This window comes from Halorhodospira halophila SL1 (genome assembly GCF_000015585.1).
GTDB classification, from domain to species: Bacteria; Pseudomonadota; Gammaproteobacteria; order Nitrococcales; family Halorhodospiraceae; genus Halorhodospira; species Halorhodospira halophila.
Genome location: NC_008789.1, coordinates 1707106 through 1724043, shown reverse-complemented (window position 1 = coordinate 1724043; position 16938 = coordinate 1707106). Strand labels below are relative to the sequence as shown.

Genomic DNA, 16938 nt, shown 5'->3' with positions numbered 1-16938 from the left:
TGCCATGTTCCGTCGGCTGCGTAGTTGGGTCGGGGTCGGGATCCTGGGTGGCACAGGCGCCCTGATAGCGGGGTGTGGCGGCGGCGACGCCGGCACCCTGGCGGCCGACTACTGCGACTACATTCGTCACGCCGACGACATGAGCTTCGAGGAGCAGCAGGAGACTATCACGGCACTCGACGAGCGTTACCAGCGCAAGGGCATCCGGGAGAGCAGCATTCGCGTGGCGATCCAGCGCGAGTGTCCGGACGCCCTCGCCGAGCATGATGTCCGCATGCTTGGCCTGCTCGGTGAGACGCTGCGCGAGATGCGTGACGAGCTGCAGGAGCTGCGATAGCCCCGGCCCCGGGAAGCGGATCCTCCCGGGGTCGCACCGTGTTAGTGCGAACGCGCTCCCGGCTGCATCAATATGGTGCGCCCAGCCCCCGATGTGTGCCGCTGCACCATCGTAAGACCCCGTCTAGCCGAAATCCCAGAAGCTGGCACAGGGATTGCTACCACCTCCGTGAGCCCCGACTGGGGAACATTGATTAGCCGTTTCGGAGGTGGAACCCCATGGCTGCAACCGGTAAGGACGTACTCAAGCTCATCAAGGATGAGGACGTGAAGTTCGTCGACCTGCGCTTCACCGACACGCGCGGGAAAGAGATGCACGTAACCCTGCCCGTCTCCCAGGTCGATGAGGACCTGTTCGAGCACGGCAAGATGTTCGACGGCTCTTCCATCGACGGCTGGAAGGGGATCCAGGAGTCGGACATGATCATGCTCCCGGATGCCGAGAGCGCCGTCCTCGACCCCTTCACCGATGAGCCGACCCTCAAGCTGGTCTGTGACATCCTCGAGCCGAGCACTCTGCAGGGCTACGACCGCGATCCGCGCTCGGCCGCCAAGCGGGCCGAGGCGTATCTGGCCTCCACGGGTATTGGAGATAGTGCCCTGTTCGGTCCCGAGCCGGAGTTCTTCGTCTTCGACGACGTCCGCTGGGGCGCCGACATGAGCGGCTGCTTCTATAAGGTGGACTCCGAGGAGGCCGGCTGGAACTCCGAGCGGGTCTACCCAGACGGTAATATCGGTCACCGCCCCGGCGTGAAGGGCGGCTACTTCCCGGTCCCGCCGGTGGATTCGCTGCACAACATCCGCGGCGCCATGTGTCAGGCCCTGGCCGATATGGGCCTAGAGCCGGAGGTCCACCACCACGAGGTGGCCACTGCCGGTCAGGGGGAGATCGGTACCGCGGCCCGTACCCTGGTCAAGAAGGCCGACGAGCTGCAGACGCTCAAGTACTGCGTGCACAACGTCGCCCACGCCTACGGCAAGACCGCCACCTTTATGCCCAAGCCGCTAGTGGGCGACAACGGCAACGGCATGCACGTGCACCAGTCGGTCTCCAAAGGCGGCAACAATATCTTCACCGGGGACCAGTACGGCGGGCTCTCCGAGGAGGCGCTCTACTACATCGGCGGCATCATCAAGCACGCCAAGGCGATCAACGCCTTCGCCAACGCCTCCACCAACAGCTACAAGCGCCTGGTGCCCGGCTTCGAGGCGCCGGTGCTGCTCGCCTACTCGGCGCGCAATCGCTCCGCCTCGGTGCGGGTGCCCTATGTGGCCAACCCCAAGGCGCGGCGGATCGAGGTCCGCTTCCCGGACTCCACCGGCAACCCGTACCTGACCTTCGCCGCTATGCTGATGGCCGGTCTCGACGGCATCCGCAACAAGATCCACCCCGGCGAGGCGATGGACAAGGACCTCTACGACCTGCCGCCGGAGGAGGAGAAGGAGATCCCCAAGGTCGCCTTCCAGCTCGACGAGGCGCTCGAGGCCCTGGACAACGACCGCGAGTTCCTCAAGCAGGGCGGGGTCTTCTCCGACGACCTGATCGACGCCTACATCGAACTGAAGATGGAGGAGGTCACCCGCCTTCGCATGACCACCCATCCGGTGGAGTTCGACCTGTATTACAGCGTCTGACCTTGGTGCCTCGGCTGGGGCGGGGGTTCCCCCCCGCCCCAGCGGCTCCATTCTGGTCGGATCGCCCGACGGCAACCAACGTTCCGCTCCGCGTCAGGATGAATTGACGCCAAGCGACTGGGTGCATAAAATGCGCGCCAACAGTTGCGGGGTGGAGCAGTCAGGTAGCTCGTCGGGCTCATAACCCGAAGGTCGCAGGTTCAAATCCTGCCCCCGCTACCAAATTCGAGCCGAGCCCCCGCTCAGCGTGCACGTCAGTGTCCGCCGACGGGGGTTTTTTCGTTTTAGGGAGCGCGTATCCGATGGCGGAATCTGCTGCGAGACGGGGATCGGTGCCCACCTGGCTGATGGTGGTTGCCTATCTGAGCGCCGTGCTGCTGCCCACCCTGGGGTTGCTGCTCGGCATGTACCTGGGCTATCGCCGGGTGCTGCTCCACGCTTTCCTGGTGGTTGGTTTGAGCACCATCATCGGCTTCGTGTGGTACCCGATGGTCTTCGGCTAGAGATCGGTCACCCTGAGGCCACCGCCCAAAACGGTGGCCTCACTCGGTGGCTAATAGAGCACCAAGTCCTGCCCCCAGCCGCCGAAGACCTCCAGCACATCCTCCAGCTCTTCGTCGATCCGCTCCTCCAGGCCGCTCTGGCTACCGAAGGCCTCTCGGACTACGTCTGGGCAGGTGACGATCTCGTAGGGGAAGCTCCCTTCTCCGGGGCGGCCGAAGTAGAGGGAGACCCCTTCCAGGTCCCCGTCGAGGAACTCGATGTAGTCCAGCGTATCCAGCTCATCCAGGTAGAACCGGTAACTGTGCTCCGACCACACCACGTATCCTCGCTCCCAGTCGTCCTGGGGGGTGGGTGGTGGTGCGGCGGCGCCGGCCAGGTTCGGGTTCTTTAGCTGGCGCAGATACTGGCGGAGGGCGCGTAGATCACCGAGCCGGACCTCGCGGTCGCAGGTCTCGCGCAGAGCGCGGAAGTAGCCGGTCGCTGCCTGGTTGATGAGCGCCGCTACGATCAGCAGGCGGCGATAATCGGGCACATCGGGGTCAATCACCTCCAGGTCGCCGCGTGCCCCCAGGACATCACCGAAGATCGGGTCCATGAGCTGGTGCAGGGTGTAGCCCCAGAGGACGATGGCTCCGATCGTCAGGCCCAGCAGCGCGACCCCGACCGCCTCTGCACTGGCGTTCATGAACTCAGCGATCTGGGGCTCGTGGCGCGTTGCCAGCACCAGGACGGCGGCAACCCCCAGCGCGCCAAGGAACAGCAGCGTACGCTCCCGGGCCCGGAAGCGCATGCGCTCCTGGAACGCCCCCAGCTCTTCCTGCTCGGGGGGATCGCTATCGGCCACGCGGTCGGCGTTGAAGGGGCCTTCCGGGTGCGGGGGGCGATCGTAGCGGTTGGCCATGGGGGGCTCCTTGGTACCTGCAACGGGCGACATTCTACAGCCTGGGCGCACGGAGGCCGATGCGGGCAGCCTGTCTGCGGCGCGTTCAAGCCGTAGCAGAAAACCAGAAAGGTCTGCACGAAAGAGGCAGCGGTGGGCAATAGTGAGTATTGTCGCGGATGAGACGCCGCAGCTGCGCCTGTCTGCCCCGAGGGCTTAGGAGAAAGCGGGGGCGTTAGTGCAGGGCGCGGTTCACGCGGGTGGTGAACGGTAGCGGGTGATTCGGTTGCGTCCCCCGCGCTTGGCCTCGTACAGAGCGAAATCCGCACTGCGCAACCAGTCCCGGGGTGATTCCTCCGGTTGGTAGGCCGAGATCCCGATGCTCACGGTAATTGCCCCCGGGCCCGGTTGGAGCGTCTCGACCTGGTCACGGATGCGCTCCGCAACGTGATAAGCGGCCTCTTCCGAGGTCTCCGGAAGGATTACGAGGAACTCGTCACCACCCCAGCGCCCGAGGTGATCGATGGTGCGCAGGCACGGGCGGAAACAACAGTGCACGAGATCGTGAAGAAGTTCATCGCCGGCCTCGTGCCCGTAGTTGTCGTTGATAGCCTTAAAACCGTCCGCGTCGATGAGCATGGCCGTCAGCTGCTGGCGGTACCGAATCGCCCGCTCGCGCTCCTGGTGGAGGAGGTTGTCCATCTTTCGGCGGTTATAGGTGCCAGTCAGCCCATCCTGCTGGGCTTGCCGCTCCAGTTCCTGCTCAAGGGCCACGCGGTCGGTGACGTCTTCCTCAAACCCGACAAAGTATACGGACTGGTCGTTCGGGATCGGTTCAAGTCGACCCTCGGAGCGGATGTGCCGCACCTGTTGGTCTGGGCGGATGGCACGGAACTGCAGGCGCCAGGGTAAAGCTAACTCGGCGGCGCGCCAGAAACCCTGCTGAACCCGTGGTTGGTCCTCTGGATGGACATACTTACGCCAAGTCCTCAGTTCGATCCCCAGGTTGTTCTCTCCGGGAGAGAGGCCGTAGATCTCCTGTAAACGGCCATCGAGCCAGACATGACCGGTTTTCAGGTCAAGCTCCCAGAAGCCGATGCCGGCGACTTGCTGGAGTATATCCAGCTTTCTCTGCGGGCAAGTTCCACTGCAAGCGGTATTGGTGATCCTTACTGGATTGTGGAGCATGAGTCTGTCGCCGAGTTCCATCTGCTGTACCGGGTCCATGGGTGACCTCGTGCGGCCTGCGCGCCCTGAACTCAACCTAGACAAAAACGCGTGCACTGCAAGTACGATTTTGCTATCAGCTGTCCAGAATAATTGACGGCTGGGTGCGGCATCCACACAGGCCTTGTGGAATTTCGCCAGTATGGGGGTGCCACCAAAACCGGATTGTTTGCAACCGGGTTTTGTTCGATAGCAGACAGACGAGAAGCCGAAGTCCCCCCTAGGCTGGTTCCTCCGAAAGGGGTGTTTCCGATTCTGAAGGTGGAAAAACCAGGAGAGTAATCATGATGAAATATCTAAAAGCAATCGGTATCGCGTTGGTGATGGGACTGTTCCTCGTCGCGCTAAGTGGCTGCAACAGCGGGCCGGCGGAGGACGCAGGCGAGGAAGTGGATGATGCGGTCGAAGAGGCGGGTGACTCCCTCGAAGAGGCTGGCGAGGATGCTGAGGATGCCGGCGAGGACGCCGGTTATTGAGTCCAGTGCATCTTCTCAAGGGGGTGCCCTGAAAAAAATCAGGTTAAGGGTCGGATCGCCGGTGCCCACGCTGCTGTTCCCCACAAGGGGCTAGCGTGAACCGAGCGCTGGCTTCTCCCTTGCCAAGTGCTATTTTTACCATAGCTGTTTAACCCCAGCGGTCCACGGGGTTCCGTCCCGCGCCTCCGGGTCCCGCTGGGGTTTTACCGGGCTGCCGAGCCGCCCAGTGCCATTCCCCTAGTATCTAGCGCGGGTTCTTGGCTCCGTTAACCGGGGACGTATTCCGGAGTGCGGACCGCCAGGGAGGTCTCAAAGCGATGGCCGTAGCGGAAAGTACCGAGGCCAGCTCCAGGGTCTGGTACCTCATTGAAGAGGGGCAGGGGTTGCGGGTGGGAAGAGCGCGGTCGGCTGGTGCGACTTCGATCCCCCTTGAGGCGGGTTTCTACGTGGAGCCGGAAGCCGCCGCACCGCTGATCCGGGCTGTGGAAAGGGCGCTTTCCGAAGGGGCGGATCCGGACCGGTATGAAGAGTCTGACGCACCGCTGGGCCGGGGGCGGAGCCCATCTGGCGATGCGGGGCCACGCCGGCTGGGCTTGGTGACCGGTGACCCGCGCATGATCCAGCTTTGTCGGGATACGGAGCGGCTCGCTCCCTCGGATGCTACCGTCCTGCTTCTCGGTGAGAGTGGCACCGGGAAGGAGCTCTTTGCGAAGGCTCTGCATGGGCTGAACCGAGTGCGATCCGCTGCTCCGCTGGAGGCGATTAACTGCGCCGCGATCCCTTCGGAACTGCTTGAGAGTGAGCTGTTCGGGTTTGAGCGTGGCGCCTTTACGGGGGCCTACCGGGCCCGGGTGGGGCGGATCGAGCGTGCCAATGGGGGAACCCTATTCCTCGACGAGATCGGAGAGTTGCCCCTGGAGGTTCAGGCGAAGCTGCTGCGCTTCCTGCAACAGCGGACGGTTCAGCGCTTGGGGGGGCGACGAGAGATCCCGGTGGACGTCCGGGTGGTTTGCGCGACCAACCGGGACTTGGTCGAGCGGATGGGAGAGGGAGCGTTCCGTGACGACTTCTATTACCGGGTTGCCGAGGTTCAACTGCGGCTTCCGCCCCTGCGCGAGCGGCCAGGAGATCCCGCACTGATTGCCCACGCGCTTCTCAAAGGAATGGTCCGGCAGCACAAGGCCCGAGCGCGGAAGCTGGGCAGTGATGCCTTGGCCGTGATCGCCGCCTATCGCTGGCCTGGCAACGTTCGTGAACTGGAAAACGCGCTCCGGCGAGCGGTGATCCTCTCGGAGGGAGGTGCCATTCGTGCCGAAGACCTCGGGCTGCCGCTGCCGCGTTCTCTGACCGTTCAGCGGGATCTGCCCAGGTTGCGCGAGGTGCGCGATGAGGCGGAGCGACGCGTCGTCGCCGAGGCCTTGGGCCGGTGCAACGGGAACATCTCGCGCGCAGCGACGGAACTGGGAGTTACGCGGCCAACGATCTACGAGCTGCTGGCTAAGCACGGGATGCGCTAAATCCATTGGCCCACACATGCTCCCGAGCGGCAGGCTGCGTAGGCTGATACCCTCCGGCCGAAACATGCAAATGACTGGAGTTTGCCTATGGGCAACCGCTGCGCTTTGGTGACCGCGCTGACATTGCTCGGGGGGCTCGTGCCCGGGATGGCGCTGGCCCTGACCCCCGAGCGAGTCGAGCAGTGGCAGGAGGCCGTCGGCGCCCTGCATGACCACGCGGCGGAGCAGGGCATGGAAGATTGGCACCCGGCGAGTGAGCTGCGCGGTGTGGGCAAGAGCGAGACGGCTTTCCGAGAGGCAGCCAAGACGCTGGAAGATCCGGCGTCAGCGCTCGAACTATACGGCTATGAAGGGGCTGCGGCCTGGGCGGAAGAGGGCGCGCGGATCTACCGCGCGCTGATCGCTTTGGAGGCCGGCGACCCGCGGGAATTACAAGCCCAGTTGGAGGGGGCCATCGAGCAGATCGAGGAGAATCCGCATCTCGGCGATGCCGCCAAGGGCGAAATCATTGCCGACATCAAGGCGCAGCGGGAGCGGGTGACGGACTTCCTCGCTTCGGTGCCCGATGCCGATCGAGAAGCCGTGGCGACCCGGCAGGAGCGGCTGATGGAACTGCTCCGGCCTTGATCGACCCCTGCGGCGGGGTATCGATCGGCGCGCCGCCGCCTTCAACGAACCAGCAGGTCAGAGCGCATGAGAAAGCTTGTCATCACGGTGCTGCTTCTCTTGGGTCTGGTCGCCGGGACCGTCTACGCCGTCGGCCATATCCCCGCGGGGTCAGCCTGGAACGCCGCCGAACGCCACCTCCCGGTTCCGGCTGCCTGGGGCAGAGCGGAGGTGGAGGGCAGCTTGCGCGCAGGACGGGTGCAGCGGCTTGAAATCCCCCGGCTCTGGGGGGTGGACCCCGGCACCCTGGATGTCGCCTGGGAGGTTCAGGGTCGCTCCCTGGTCGCTGGTCGGCTGAAGGTGGACCTGGACGGTAGTCTCGACGACGCCCGTTTCCAGGGGGTGGCCACTCGCTCGGCTGGCGGCTGGCAAGTCTCTGAGGGGAGCGGCGAGGTCTCTATGGATCGCCTGCGCCAGATGGCAAGCCAGCGCGGGGTCGAACTGCCGCCGGTTAGCGGTACGGTCGCCTACCAGATCGATCGCCTGTCCTTGAGCAACGACGGCGAGCTCCGGTCGGTTGAGGGGCGCGTCACAGGCCGTGATTTGACTGTCACCCACGAAGGCGAACGGTTGGATCTGGGCAGTGTGGTGTCGTCGGTCAGCAGCTCGGACAACCGTGCCTACGGAGAGGTCCACGACCAGGGCGGCCCCGTCGCACTGGACGGCCAATGGCAGGTCTCGCGAGACGGCAGCTACCATCTCGATGCCACGGTGACGACCCGCGAAGGTGCCGACCCGGCGTTACGCGATTGGCTTGCGCAGTACGCCGAGCCGGACGGTGACGGGTTCCGGGTTCGCGAATCGGGGCGGCGTTAAGAGGGCGCGCTAGTAAGAGGTGGGGGGGGACATCTCTTAACGGAGGGGAGGGCTTAGTCTGTTCTGAGCCCGTTAGATGTCGGAGCAGTTCCTGCAGGCAGGCGACGATTTGCAAGAAGCAGGCCTCGGTCTGGCGCCTACCTTGCCCATAGGGGTCGCGGATTTCCGCTCCGTACTCGGCCAAACGACCTGCCTCCGGGTCCAGGCTGCCGAGTAGCCAGGTCTTCCCGTTCGCCTCCGGGAAGTGCCGCATGAGGCGCACCCAGTTCAGGTAGTCCATCACGAAGATGGCGTCGGTCGCAGCCACATGGGCGGCGGTGACGCGACGGGCCCGGTGGGACTCAAGCGAGATGCCAAAGCAGGGCGCTGCCCCGGCGGCATCCGGATCGGCGCCCTTGCCATCCGATGCTGAGACCCCGGCTGATTCCACTGTCACGTGCTCCGCGCCCCGCTCCTGCAGCGCGCTGCGCAGCCATGCAGCGCTCATGGCACTCCGGGCGATATTGCCGTGGCAGATGAACAGGATCGTGCGTACCTTTCGTAGCTCTTGTGGCTCCGGCGGGGTCGGTGGACTGCTGCGGCTTAGCCGCCCGTATTGCCACGCTCCGCGCGGCCCGAGGGCAATCATCCGGTCCAAGGACTGGTACCCGCGCTGCGGCAGGGTCAGCTTGCCGAATTTCCGCAACACCTTGGTGCCGACCTGGCGTAAGGCCCGGTTGAGCTCGTCCAGCGCGGGGAGCGGATCTCGGAATCGCCATAGGGCATCGTGGGTGCAGGGCGCCAGGAAGTCGGTGAAGAGGGTGAGGGTATCGTGGGCCGCCTGCCGGATCGGAATCTCCCCGGCGACGACTGCCCCCGCGGCCTCCGGCAGGCGCTGCAGATCCCCGGCCAGCCACCGCAGCCGTCGCCCTGGCCGGTAACCCGCAGGCTGCGGGTGTTGCCCGTGAGCGAGCTGCCACTCGTACCAGGGCAGGTTGACCCCGCAATGGAGCGGGAGGGCCACGGACTCCTGGTAGTGGCCGTTGACTTCAATAAGCACGTTGCGGTCGGTCATCGGATTGTAGCGGTACTCGACCATGGCTATGCCCTGCCAACGGAGGGCGCCCAGCAGTTCAATCGTCTGCTCTCGAAGCCCGGGATCGACCGGTTGGGCAACACAGCGTGTGGCCACCCCGCCGGTGATCGGGTACTCCTTAAGCCGGCTGTGCTGGAACAGGGTCAGCGGCTCGCCGTCGTGCATCAACGCCGCGATCCCCAAGCCGTAACCGCTAACGTGCTCTTGGATCAGCCACGGCTCCTCCGCCCGGGCGTATCGGGCAACGAAGCGTTTGAGGGCGCTCGGTTCGTCGAAGCTGCGCAGGCGCAGCTGGTTGCTCCGAGTTTTGTCAGCGGGCTTGATGATGACCGGGAAGGGGAAGTCATTGGGCAGGTGCTCGATATCCTCGGACCGACGGACGAGCAGGCTGCGCGGACACGCCATGCCACGTTCCTCGGCCAGCCGTGCAATCTCTGCCTTGTCCAGGGCCTGCCGGGCGACCGCCCAGCGGGGGCTGCAGACGTGGAGGCGCTGGCGCCAAAAGGCTTCTTCGCGGGCCAGCGCGGTCAGCACCTCGTCGCCGGTGGGGATCAGGGTGTCGACGTTGTGGTCGACGATCAGCCGATTCAACTCCTCCCGGAACGTGTCCTGGCACAGCGAGGGTGGCGTAAGCCGCCGAAACTCGCGCAGGGTGCGGCTGCGGATGGCCGGTCTGCCTGGCAACAGTGAGCCGGCCACGACGGGAATCCCGCGCTGGCGCAGGCAGTGCCCGATCGGGACGACAATGCGTGGGCAGGCGCCGAGGATCAGCGTGGAAGCGACGGGCGGTTTCATCCTTGGGGTGCTCCTTTGCCCCGTGGCCGTGGCTTAGGCGGGAGTCGACGCTGTGGCCATCGCGCGGGTTTGTTCGAGAACGCCTGAAAAGTCATCCAAAACCCGTTTGGGGTGAATCTCCGGCCGGTCGGCGTGGTCCAGGGCGGCACGGCTTAGCCTTGCGTAGACCGTCCTATCGTCCCAAAGCCTGCCGAGGGCCTCGACCCACTGCTCCAAAGGCGCTTCGGGATCCAGCAGCGTTCCGCCCGGACCCACCGACTCGGGCAGGCCGCCGCGTGTGCTGGCCAAGACCGGGATGCCGCTGATATGAGCCTCTGTAGCAATGCGACCCCAAGTCTCCGGCCAGATACTCGGCGCCAGGACGACCCGGGTGCGCCCGTAATAGGCTCGCATATCCCTTTGAGTCGGGACGACACGCACGTTGGGCAATTCGGCGGCACGGCGGCGGTAGTGCTCGCGCAGCTCGCGCGCCAGACTCCAGGTTTCGACCAGCAGGAACGGGATGTCCAGGCGAGCCTCGGCCAGATTCAGCGTGATGTCGATGCCTTTCTTCGGGGAGGGGTTGATGTGGAGTGCGACTTCGCGCGTTGAATTCACGCGGTAATACTCCGGGTGAACCAGCGGGCGGATAATCTGACACTGGAGGTCGCGGTGCTGTGCATAGGCTGAGGCAGTGAACTGAGAATTGGCGATGAAGCTCACCTGTGGATCAGTGACGGGGTGATCCGAGAACGTCTCCGGTTCCAGGTCGCGTAGATAGGCCACTGTGGGGACTCTGCGCGCCCGTAGCGCTTCAGCGATACGGCTGGTCTTTCCGACATCAGCAACGGCAATGTCGGGCCGGAAGTCACCCAAGGCCTCATCGAGATCTTTCAGGGGAGCATAACCGCGGTAGGTCAGGTAGCCGCATGCCCGGTCCGGTGGGAGGTTCTGCCCCGGTGTCAGGTGGTGCCGTAGGCGGTTCCACCAAGCGAGTCGGTCTCCACCTCTCAGACTCGATAGGACAGCCACGTGGTGCCCCCTCGATGAGAGTCCGCGGCAGAGCTGATCGGTTGAGCTATTGGCCCCGCTCGCTCGCTGTGGGATGTGACTGAGCGTGGAGACAAACAGGATCCTCATGCCGAGGGGACCGTCCCTTGTGCGGTTAGGCAGGATACTGAAGAAGGCCGAAGAGACCTGGTTACATGGAAGCGGGGTGCCAACCTGGCGGCTGCTAGCTGCCTATCTCGGTAAAAGAACATGGTCATGTTCGCCAATACGTCCTTCCTTGAGTCGTCGATCCGACCGCAACGCGTTCAAGGTGCTGGCTGCGGCGCGACCGAGAGCCTATCCTCGCGTCTGGTGCCCTCAGTGTAGTCACTCTTGAGCTGCGCTCCAGGCGACCGCGAGATCGCGTTGGCCCGCTTGGTGTCTGGTAGACGTCCTTCAAGCCCGAGCAGGGTGCTTGAGGATGCTACGCTTGGCTTAAAGTGTCCCTGAACAGCTTGGGGTTTGCCGGAACGAATTGATGGAGAGTGGAGTTCGCATGTCGAGTATTGAGGAAGTCAAAGGGATCTTGGACGCTACGCTAAGCTTAGGTGGGCGTGCTAAGCGTTTTGATCGTGACACCGCGCTGTTGGGAGCGTTGCCGGAGTTGGATTCCATGGCGGTTGTCTCAGTGCTTACGGCCTGCGAGGAGCGCTTTGGTTTCATCATTGAGGATGACGAGGTCAGTGGTGAGACCTTCGCCACTTTAGGTAGCTTGGCAGACTTTGTTGATGGGAAGATCAACGAACTCTAGTGCGGCAATGCACCCTAGGTTTCGGGCGGGTCGCCAGGGCTCCCTCTTCGAGGTTTTGTTTCTGCCTCAAGATCGCCAGCCTCGCGGGGTTGTTCTCCACACTCCGCCGTTCGCGGAAGAGCTGAACAAATCGCGGCGCATGATCGCGCAACAAGCCCGCGCCCTGGCTCGCGAGGGGTGGGCGGTGCTTGTGCCTGATTGTTACGGCTGCGGTGATAGCGGCGGTGACTTCGCCGACGGTCGTTGGGAACTATGGGTCGACGACTTGGCCGACGGCCTTTCTGAGGTCATGGACTGCTACCCAGGGCCGGTAACCTTATGGGGCTTGCGCGCGGGATGTCTGCTGGCGGTTGACTTGGCCGAACGGCTGCCTTTTTCGCTGCGGGGCGTCATACTCTGGCAGCCGGTGGTCAATGGTCAGCACTTTTTGACTCAATTCTTACGCCTGAGGATGGCTTCTGGCATGCTCAACGGCGAGGCGGCCGAGACTACGCGAGCGTTGCGAGAGCGGTTGGAACAGGGCGAGCCCCTGGAGATTGCCGGCTACACTCTGCACCCGCAGTTAGCTGCAGCCCTTAATCGTGCGCGCCTTCAGCCGCCGGCTGATTCAGTTCTGTGGTTGGAGGTGTCCGGCTCTAGTGAGGAGGAGGGAAGCGGGGCTTCGCTCTCTCCGGCTAGCCAGCGGATCGTTCAGGGCTGGCGCAGTCAAGAAGTGCGGGTGGAGGCACAAGCCCTCCCCGGGGAGCCGTTTTGGGCAACCCAGGAGATTGGTACGGCACCTGCCTTGATTGAGGAAACCACGCGATGGCAAGTGCAACACGGCTAGCCTGTGCTGAGGCACTGGAGGAGGCGACCGTCTTCCGCATTGAAGGGGAAGAGTTGCCCGGCATCCTCCACCGCCCGTTGCAAAGCGCTGAGCGTGGTCTTCTGTTGGTCGTCGGTGGTCCGCAGTATCGGATCGGTAGTCACCGACAGTTTCTCCTGCTCGCCCGCTACCTAGCGGAGCACGGGGTTCCGGTCTTTCGTTTTGACTATCGAGGCATGGGAGATGCGGGTGGCGAGCAGCGCGGCTACGACGCTGTAGAGACGGATATCGGCTGCGCGATCGATGAGTTTCAGCGGCTTACTCCAGCGGTTCGCGAGGTTGTGGTTTGGGGGTTGTGTGATGCGGCCTCCGCGGCATTGCTCTATGCGTCGCAGGATCGCCGAATCAGCGGGCTTGTGCTCCTCAATCCTTGGGTGCGCACTGAGGCCGGGATTGCCAGTGCTTATCTGCGCCACTACTACTGGCGGCAACTGTTCAGTGGGGACTTCTGGATGCGCCTCCTCACGGGGCGACTCAGTCTGACGAGATCTGCCCGCGGGCTAATGGAAAAGGTAGCTGTTGTCCTGCGGGCGAATGCGCGGCGTGGCCATTGGCCGGAGGGTCAGTCAGCAGGTTTGGCCCCTGGGGATCCTCTCCCGGTGCGCATGGCAGCCGGCTGGCGCCGCTTCGACGGGCCGATCCTGCTCGTGCTTAGCGGAGACGACCTGACTGCGGCCGAGTTTGTCGATACGGCGACACGAAACGACTCGTGGCTTGGGCTGCTTGATCAGGAACGAGTTACTACCCGCCGCCTGGAGGGAGCGGATCACACCTTCTCTCGTGCCGTCTGGCGCAATCAGGTGGCGGAATGGACGCTGCAGTGGCTTGAAGCGAGCCGTCGTGATGGGTGCTGAATGAAGATTGACAGACCGCCTGCCACCCTGCTGCTGGGGCATTTCCCGCGGATTGTGGTGCCCGTCGCGCGTTGTCTGAGTGGCAAGGGAATCCCAGTCTATGGGGCTTGTTTTTCCGGCGAGGGAGCGTCAATCAAAACGAAAGCCCTCGAAGGATATCTGACGCTCGAGCATCCAGATGACTCGCTTGATGCTTTCTGTGAGAGCCTCCTTGGGGCTGTTGATCGCTACGGTATCGATACCGTAGTGCCAGTCGGCGATGGTGCTCTTAGCGCTTTAGCGGCTTGTGATGACGTACTCGGTGAGCGCATTCTGCGCATGTACCCGGACAAAGAGCGGGCGCGAAGCGTTCTGGATAAGTCGGGAACCCTAGCTGTAGCCGAGCGTCTCGGGGTGCCTATGCCGCGGACCCTTTACATTCGCGCCGATGAAGAGCCAGAGAGCTGGATTGAAAATCTGCATTTCCCGGTTGTGGTTAAACCCTCAGATCGTGGCAGGCCCAGTCCGGTACGCATCCGCTATTTTAATCGACACAGCGAGCTGCAGGATTTTCTGAACGCCCACAGCGCGTGGGGTACCGAGTGGATGGTCCAGGAGTACGTTCCGGGAAGTGGGGTCGGTGTTGAGGTGCTGATGGACCGGGGTAGACCGGTGACGATATTTCAGCATCGCCGTCTCAAGGAGCTCCCACGCAGCGGTGGTGTTGCGGTGCGTTGCGTTAGTGAAAGGCCGGATCCAGTGTTGCGCAGTTACGCTGTGGAACTGCTGAAGGCGCTGGAGTGGCAGGGGCTGGCGATGGTGGAGATGCGCTATGATGCAGCATCTGGACGGGCCGCTTTGATGGAGATCAACGGCCGCTGCTGGGGGTCGATTGGGTTGCCGATCCAGTGCGGAGTTGCTTTCCCTTACTATGCCTGGCAACTACTTCATGGCAAGGAGCCGGAGATTCCGGATTCCTACCCGGTTGGCCAACGTATGCGGTGGCTAGGGGGAGACCTGAGGCGGTTGCCTGAGCTCTTCTCGGGCGTGACCCAAGGCGAAGTATCACTAGCCAGTGCGGCAAAGGATGTGGGCACCTTCGGGGCGGATTTTGTGAATTCCACCCGGGACGCCTTATGGGCGTGGCGAGACGTCCAGCCAGCGTGGCAGAATTTGTCCACCTCCTCTGCGTTGGTGGCCCGCCAAGTGGGGCGGAAGGCACTCAAGGTTTTCGCTTCCAAACGGCCTGGATCTGCCTGAATACCTGGTTTGCCCGGCGTGCCGCCGCACGTGACCGCTGTACGGCCTGGTGGCGGTAAAAATTGAGGTGCTCGATCGAACGGCTATCCGTCGCCCACTCCAGTTGATCCGCATTGGCATTCGTGTAGAACTCTATGCTTTGGACGCCATCGATCTTAAACAACTCCTCCAAGGTCTCAACTAGGAGGACTCGACCCACTGAGTACTTGGCAAGGGATTCATCATAGGCGGTTTTTAGCATCGAGATCATGCCACCGCCTCGGATGACCAGCCAAGTGGCGGCAATGCTGCCGTCGACGTTTAGACAATAAACCCACCCCTTACCCTCATATGCATGATCTTTCATCAAGTCACGATAAAATCGTCCTTGAGAGTTGTCCGGGCGCATGGCCGTGCCGATTTCACCCTTCCATCCGGAACTCTCCAATCTGCCGTGCTCATCGACTGTCTCTGCTACCGCCTGCGGGTCGGTCAGGCACTTCAGTTCGATTTGCATGCCTGCCTCTTCGAGTCGGCGCCGGTAGCGTCGCAGGTTGGAGCGTAACTTGCGCGGTCGGTTGCTTAAGTATGTTTCGAAGCTGCCCTCAGGGGATACCGCCATAGTCGTGACATAGTGGATCCTCTCGACTCGATTCGAGTCGAACGCCACAGGGAAAAAAGTGGGATCTAGCTGAGTTAAATCCAGTTGCAGGGTCTGCCCCGGTAGGGTATCGAGGAGGTCTGCCAGGGCGCGATCGGGATCCACTTGTGACGAATCGAGCAGGATGGGTCCCAAAGGGGCCTGGCTCGGATGGTAGAGTGCCCAGCGCATCGCGGTGAGGGGGGTTAACAGCGCCATAGCGATCGGTAGCTCGCGATCATGCAGCGCGGCTAGGTAGACGTCTTCGCCAGGAAAGTGGCGGAGCAGAGCGGTGAAGAAATCGGCGGATAACAGCGGGTGGGCGCCACAACAGCGTTGATTGAGTCGCTGCCAGTCATCGGGGAGAAGCTCGTTGGAGTTCAAGTCGAGTCGCTCGACAGTCCACGGGTATCTGGTGCTCATGGTTGTTCCATCTCCGCTGATCGGCCGTAATCCCGGGGCGAGGGGGTACCGGATGGGGTGTTGAGCAGGATTGCTCGCACGCGTCTTGCGATCGAGTCGACCTCCGCGGTGGTCAAGCTTGGGTGGCACGGAAACTGGAATACGCAAGCGGATAGCATGGGCGCATTCGTGCATGTCTGCGGGGGCGTTCGTGGCCACAGTTGCCCACCGAACCGGATAACCGGTATGCCCTCGGAAAGCAGCGCCGCCGCGAAGTCCCGGGGGTTCCGCGTGGTTAAGGGTACGACCTGAGGAACGACATGGTCGGGTAATCGTCTGTGGAGGAGGGTGGCCCCCGGCAGGTCGCGCCAGGCCTCGGCCAGGCGCAGGTAGTATTCACGCCTCAGTTCGCACTGAGCCATTCGGTCGCTATGTTGTAGCAACCAACGACCGACGCGACTCAGGGGTGCCGGGGGCGGGTCAGCCCAAGCGATTGATTCGTCCAATGGGCGTGAATCGGCTTCTACCCCCTGAGTGGAGTGGCGGCGGCGCGAGAGCGCTTCGCTTAGCGACAGGATAGGCCGCAAGAAGGGGTTGAGCAGGGGCAGTCGCCCATAGTCCATGGAACGTTCAAGGGTGTTGAGGCCGTCCTTAAGTTCGGCGCGGGCCGTTGGTCCGGCGGGCATCTTGGGGGCCGGATGGGTGACGGGATCATTCACGACCAGGCAGCCGCCCCGAGTCACGGGTAGGAATTTCCAAGGGCTGGCCACTGCGTAGTGACCGATTGAGCCAACGGGTTGGCCCCCCGGTGTGCCGTACAGGGCGTGGGCGCAGTCTTCGATCAAGGTCACTCCGGATCGATCACAGAGTTCCCTAATGGCGCTCATGGGTTGGTCGAAACCGAAGAAGTAGGGAGCTATGACGACGCGGGTCCGCGCTGTAATGTGGCGACTGAGTTCAGAGACTTCGATGCGTGTATCGGCTTGGACCGGGTAGAAGGTTGGCTGACCGCCGGCGCGCAGTACCGGCGTAATCATGGATAAACAGTGGTAGGCGGGCAGCAGCACTTCATCGTTCGGTTTGAGACCCAAAGCGCGGAGGGCCATTTCGAGTCCTTCCCGCGCCCAGTTAAAGTGGTACAGGTTAGGTCGATCAAGCACCGACGGATAATGCAGTTTGTCCCGGCCTGTGCCGCGCCATAGCGTTTGTGTGAGTAGCGGCATCTTTGGAATGGGATCGATGGCGGGCATGC

16 protein-coding genes, 1 tRNA gene and 1 pseudogene are annotated in these 16938 nt (G+C 63.1%); 12 read left to right on the top strand and 6 right to left on the bottom strand.

The genetic code is table 11. The annotated features are described in order from the left end of the window. The first annotated feature begins 4 nt into the window (after window positions 1-4). The 4 genes from HHAL_RS07960 (at window position 5) to HHAL_RS13345 (ending at window position 2474) form a co-directional block, all read left to right on the top strand. On the top strand, window positions 5-337 hold the full coding sequence (locus HHAL_RS07960; RefSeq protein WP_011814369.1) for a hypothetical protein: 333 nt from the start codon (window positions 5-7) through the stop codon (window positions 335-337). A gap of 218 nt (window positions 338-555) precedes the next feature. Beyond that, the gene (gene glnA / locus HHAL_RS07955) at window positions 556-1971 is read left to right on the top strand and encodes a glutamate--ammonia ligase (RefSeq protein ID WP_011814368.1); all 1416 of its coding nucleotides are present in this window, start codon (window positions 556-558) and stop codon (window positions 1969-1971) included. Between the two features lie 145 nt (window positions 1972-2116). Next, window positions 2117-2193: transfer RNA gene (locus tag HHAL_RS07950), tRNA-Met, on the top strand. Window positions 2194-2273: 80 nt separating this feature from the next. Beyond that, entirely contained in the window at window positions 2274-2474 is a 201-nt protein-coding gene (locus tag HHAL_RS13345) for a hypothetical protein (protein WP_011814367.1), read from the top strand. Between the two features lie 50 nt (window positions 2475-2524). On the opposite strand, the gene HHAL_RS07945 is transcribed toward HHAL_RS13345, so the two are convergent. Continuing rightward, window positions 2525-3376 carry a hypothetical protein gene (locus HHAL_RS07945; protein ID WP_041595114.1) on the bottom strand — a complete coding sequence of 284 codons (852 nt, stop codon included), beginning with the start codon at window positions 3374-3376 and terminating at the stop codon, window positions 2525-2527. 231 nt (window positions 3377-3607) lie between these two features. Next, window positions 3608-4582 (bottom strand): GGDEF domain-containing protein, encoded by a 975-nt coding sequence (locus HHAL_RS07940; RefSeq protein ID WP_011814365.1) that lies wholly within the window; start codon window positions 4580-4582, stop codon window positions 3608-3610. A gap of 284 nt (window positions 4583-4866) precedes the next feature. Here HHAL_RS07940 and HHAL_RS07935 point away from each other — a divergent pair, with 284 nt between their 5' ends. The 4 genes from HHAL_RS07935 to HHAL_RS13595 all read left to right on the top strand — a co-directional run bounded on the left by HHAL_RS07935 (window position 4867) and on the right by HHAL_RS13595 (window position 8057). After that, window positions 4867-5058: a hypothetical protein gene (locus HHAL_RS07935; protein ID WP_011814364.1), complete on the top strand. Its 192-nt coding sequence runs from the start codon at window positions 4867-4869 to the stop codon at window positions 5056-5058. 317 nt (window positions 5059-5375) lie between these two features. After that, window positions 5376-6575, top strand: coding sequence for a sigma 54-interacting transcriptional regulator (locus HHAL_RS07930; protein WP_011814363.1), 1200 nt, complete (start codon window positions 5376-5378; stop codon window positions 6573-6575). 87 nt (window positions 6576-6662) lie between these two features. Further along, window positions 6663-7202, top strand: a complete 540-nt coding sequence (locus HHAL_RS07925; RefSeq protein WP_011814362.1) for a hypothetical protein — start codon at window positions 6663-6665, stop codon at window positions 7200-7202. A gap of 66 nt (window positions 7203-7268) precedes the next feature. Further along, window positions 7269-8057 (top strand): type II secretion system protein N, encoded by a 789-nt coding sequence (locus HHAL_RS13595; RefSeq protein ID WP_011814361.1) that lies wholly within the window; start codon window positions 7269-7271, stop codon window positions 8055-8057. 94 nt (window positions 8058-8151) lie between these two features. On the opposite strand, the pseudogene HHAL_RS13665 reads toward HHAL_RS13595, so the two are convergent. Together HHAL_RS13665 and HHAL_RS13095 are read right to left on the bottom strand one after the other, a co-directional pair. Further along, a pseudogene (locus HHAL_RS13665) lies at window positions 8152-8685 on the bottom strand (arsenate reductase/protein-tyrosine-phosphatase family protein); the annotation flags it as partial. Window positions 8686-9960: 1275 nt separating this feature from the next. Next, window positions 9961-10782 carry a glycosyltransferase gene (locus HHAL_RS13095; RefSeq protein ID WP_187147854.1) on the bottom strand — a complete coding sequence of 274 codons (822 nt, stop codon included), beginning with the start codon at window positions 10780-10782 and terminating at the stop codon, window positions 9961-9963. Window positions 10783-11452: 670 nt separating this feature from the next. Here HHAL_RS13095 and HHAL_RS07905 point away from each other — a divergent pair. From HHAL_RS07905 to HHAL_RS13090, 4 genes are read left to right on the top strand one after another with little or no spacing between them, the layout of a single operon-like run. Further along, entirely contained in the window at window positions 11453-11707 is a 255-nt protein-coding gene (locus tag HHAL_RS07905; RefSeq protein WP_011814358.1) for an acyl carrier protein, read from the top strand. Window positions 11708-11714: 7 nt separating this feature from the next. Further along, window positions 11715-12533, top strand: a complete 819-nt coding sequence (locus HHAL_RS07900; protein ID WP_041595112.1) for a hydrolase 2, exosortase A system-associated — start codon at window positions 11715-11717, stop codon at window positions 12531-12533. Continuing rightward, window positions 12512-13426 (top strand): hydrolase 1, exosortase A system-associated, encoded by a 915-nt coding sequence (locus HHAL_RS07895; RefSeq protein WP_011814356.1) that lies wholly within the window; start codon window positions 12512-12514, stop codon window positions 13424-13426. Before HHAL_RS07900 ends, HHAL_RS07895 begins: the two co-directional genes overlap by 22 nt. Further along, on the top strand, window positions 13427-14665 hold the full coding sequence (locus HHAL_RS13090) for a carboxylate--amine ligase (RefSeq protein ID WP_011814355.1): 1239 nt from the start codon (window positions 13427-13429) through the stop codon (window positions 14663-14665). It begins immediately after the preceding gene. Here the strand turns inward: HHAL_RS13090 and HHAL_RS07890 are convergent. Then, window positions 14628-15707: a GNAT family N-acetyltransferase gene (locus tag HHAL_RS07890; RefSeq protein ID WP_011814354.1), complete on the bottom strand. Its 1080-nt coding sequence runs from the start codon at window positions 15705-15707 to the stop codon at window positions 14628-14630. The genes HHAL_RS13090 and HHAL_RS07890 overlap by 38 nt on opposite strands. Beyond that, entirely contained in the window at window positions 15704-16936 is a 1233-nt protein-coding gene (locus HHAL_RS13085; protein WP_011814353.1) for a DegT/DnrJ/EryC1/StrS family aminotransferase, read from the bottom strand. Before HHAL_RS13085 ends, HHAL_RS07890 begins: the two co-directional genes overlap by 4 nt. Window positions 16937-16938 lie beyond the last annotated feature (2 nt).

Coding starts and splice junctions, on each gene's coding strand:
- HHAL_RS07945 (WP_041595114.1), bottom strand. CDS start 3,376: ATGGCCAACCGCTACGATCGCCCCCCGCACCCGGAAGGCCCCTTCAAC.
- HHAL_RS07890 (WP_011814354.1), bottom strand. CDS start 15,707: ATGAGCACCAGATACCCGTGGACTGTCGAGCGACTCGACTTGAACTCC.
- HHAL_RS07940 (WP_011814365.1), bottom strand. CDS start 4,582: ATGGACCCGGTACAGCAGATGGAACTCGGCGACAGACTCATGCTCCAC.
- HHAL_RS07960 (WP_011814369.1), top strand. CDS start 5: ATGTTCCGTCGGCTGCGTAGTTGGGTCGGGGTCGGGATCCTGGGTGGC.
- HHAL_RS07900 (WP_041595112.1), top strand. CDS start 11,715: ATGCACCCTAGGTTTCGGGCGGGTCGCCAGGGCTCCCTCTTCGAGGTT.
- HHAL_RS07925 (WP_011814362.1), top strand. CDS start 6,663: ATGGGCAACCGCTGCGCTTTGGTGACCGCGCTGACATTGCTCGGGGGG.
- HHAL_RS07895 (WP_011814356.1), top strand. CDS start 12,512: ATGGCAAGTGCAACACGGCTAGCCTGTGCTGAGGCACTGGAGGAGGCG.
- HHAL_RS13085 (WP_011814353.1), bottom strand. CDS start 16,936: ATGCCCGCCATCGATCCCATTCCAAAGATGCCGCTACTCACACAAACG.
- HHAL_RS07930 (WP_011814363.1), top strand. CDS start 5,376: ATGGCCGTAGCGGAAAGTACCGAGGCCAGCTCCAGGGTCTGGTACCTC.
- HHAL_RS13595 (WP_011814361.1), top strand. CDS start 7,269: ATGAGAAAGCTTGTCATCACGGTGCTGCTTCTCTTGGGTCTGGTCGCC.
- HHAL_RS13090 (WP_011814355.1), top strand. CDS start 13,427: ATGAAGATTGACAGACCGCCTGCCACCCTGCTGCTGGGGCATTTCCCG.
- glnA (WP_011814368.1), top strand. CDS start 556: ATGGCTGCAACCGGTAAGGACGTACTCAAGCTCATCAAGGATGAGGAC.
- HHAL_RS13345 (WP_011814367.1), top strand. CDS start 2,274: ATGGCGGAATCTGCTGCGAGACGGGGATCGGTGCCCACCTGGCTGATG.
- HHAL_RS07935 (WP_011814364.1), top strand. CDS start 4,867: ATGATGAAATATCTAAAAGCAATCGGTATCGCGTTGGTGATGGGACTG.
- HHAL_RS07905 (WP_011814358.1), top strand. CDS start 11,453: ATGTCGAGTATTGAGGAAGTCAAAGGGATCTTGGACGCTACGCTAAGC.